This is a genomic window from Erythrobacter sp. AP23, assembly GCF_001542855.1.
Lineage (GTDB): Bacteria > Pseudomonadota > Alphaproteobacteria > Sphingomonadales > Sphingomonadaceae > Qipengyuania.
This window is the reverse complement of record NZ_LNBY01000013.1, coordinates 1-1,372: the sequence shown is the minus strand read 5'-3', so window position 1 is coordinate 1,372 and position 1,372 is coordinate 1. Positions and strand designations below refer to the sequence as shown.

1 protein-coding gene is annotated in these 1,372 nt (G+C 62.0%); it reads left to right on the top strand.

What is annotated here, in order from left to right; all coding sequences use genetic code 11:
- Window positions 1-67: 67 nt before the first annotated feature.
- Window positions 68-1,096, top strand: a complete 1,029-nt coding sequence (locus ASS64_RS06570; protein WP_083508220.1) for an IS110 family transposase — start codon at window positions 68-70, stop codon at window positions 1,094-1,096.
- Window positions 1,097-1,372: the final 276 nt, after the last annotated feature.

Below are 1,372 nucleotides of genomic sequence, written 5' to 3'. Positions count from 1 at the left end.
GATGCTGTGGACGGCTCTCCAACCACCTGCGGTATATGCCGTGGGATGAGCTGGAAGGAGAGCTGTGATGGAAGAAGTCGTTACGATCGGTCTGGATATCGCGAAGTCGGTATTCCAGGTGCATGGGGTGAACAGCGCAGGCGAGGTGGTTCTTCGTCGTCAGTTGAAGCGTTCACGGATGCTGCCTTTCTTTGCGAAGCTTTCGCCATGCCTGGTTGGGATCGAGGCTTGCAATAATTCGCACTACTGGGCTCGTGAGTTGAGCGCGCTGGGGCACGACGTAAAGCTAATGCCAGCGCAATATGTGAAGCCCTACGTTAAGCGCGGTAAGAACGATGCGGCCGATGCCGAAGCGATCTGCGAGGCGGTGACCAGACCAACGATGCGCTTCGTCGCGGTCAAGAGTCCAGAGCAGCAGAGTCTCATGATGCTGCACCGGGTGCGCCTGATGCTGAACCGCCAGCGCACACAAATCTCGAACGCGATCCGTGCACATATGTCGGAGTTCGGAGTAGTAGCCCCGGTTGGAAGGCTGGGTGTCGATCGGCTGCTTGCGGTGATCGAAGATCACGAGGATGACCGCATCCCGGAGGATGCGCGGATCTGTCTTCAGATGCTGGCAGCGCAGCTCGCGGTGGTGAAGCGGCAGATTCTCGAGAACGATCGCCGCGTGCTCGCGAGCGCACGCCGGACCGAACTAGGCCGCCGACTAATGGATATCCCGGGCGTGGGACCGCTCCTCGCCAGCGCATTCGTCGCATCGGTGGCAGACCCGACAGTGTTCAAGACCGGTCGCGACCTCGCGGCCTGGATCGGCCTCGTTCCCAAGCAGAACTCGTCGGGCGGGAAGAACCGGCTCGGCAACATCACCCGAGCGGGCAACCGATACTTGAGGCAGATGCTGGTGGTAGGGGCGATGGCTGTGATCCGCTATGCAGAACGGCACGGTACCAACCGGCCGTGGCTCGTTCAGCTGCTGGCGCGCCGACCAGCGAAGGTCGCTGCAGTCGCGCTTGCCAACAAGAACGCACGCATGGTCTGGGCGCTGATGACGAGCGGAGAGCGCTACCGCGAACCGCAGGCGATAGCGGCATAGAGTTGAGGCGCGGATCTGCCGCGCCGACGATGTTGGAAAGGGCAATGAGGAGTTGATGCGCAAAGCAGGTTGAAACCGCCGGATCGGGAAAACCCATTTGGGGCCGTGGCGCTTCGAGCGCGTGCTATAGGTCGGGACCCGGTTCGCGCGAAAGGCATCGTGGCCAGCGGCGAACGACAAAGCCGCATTGAAAGGCCGGACACATGGCCGCCTCGACCAGCGGAGAGCCCAGCCCCAGAAAACCCTTGCCAACGGAGGGCCGTCCACACACGGCCC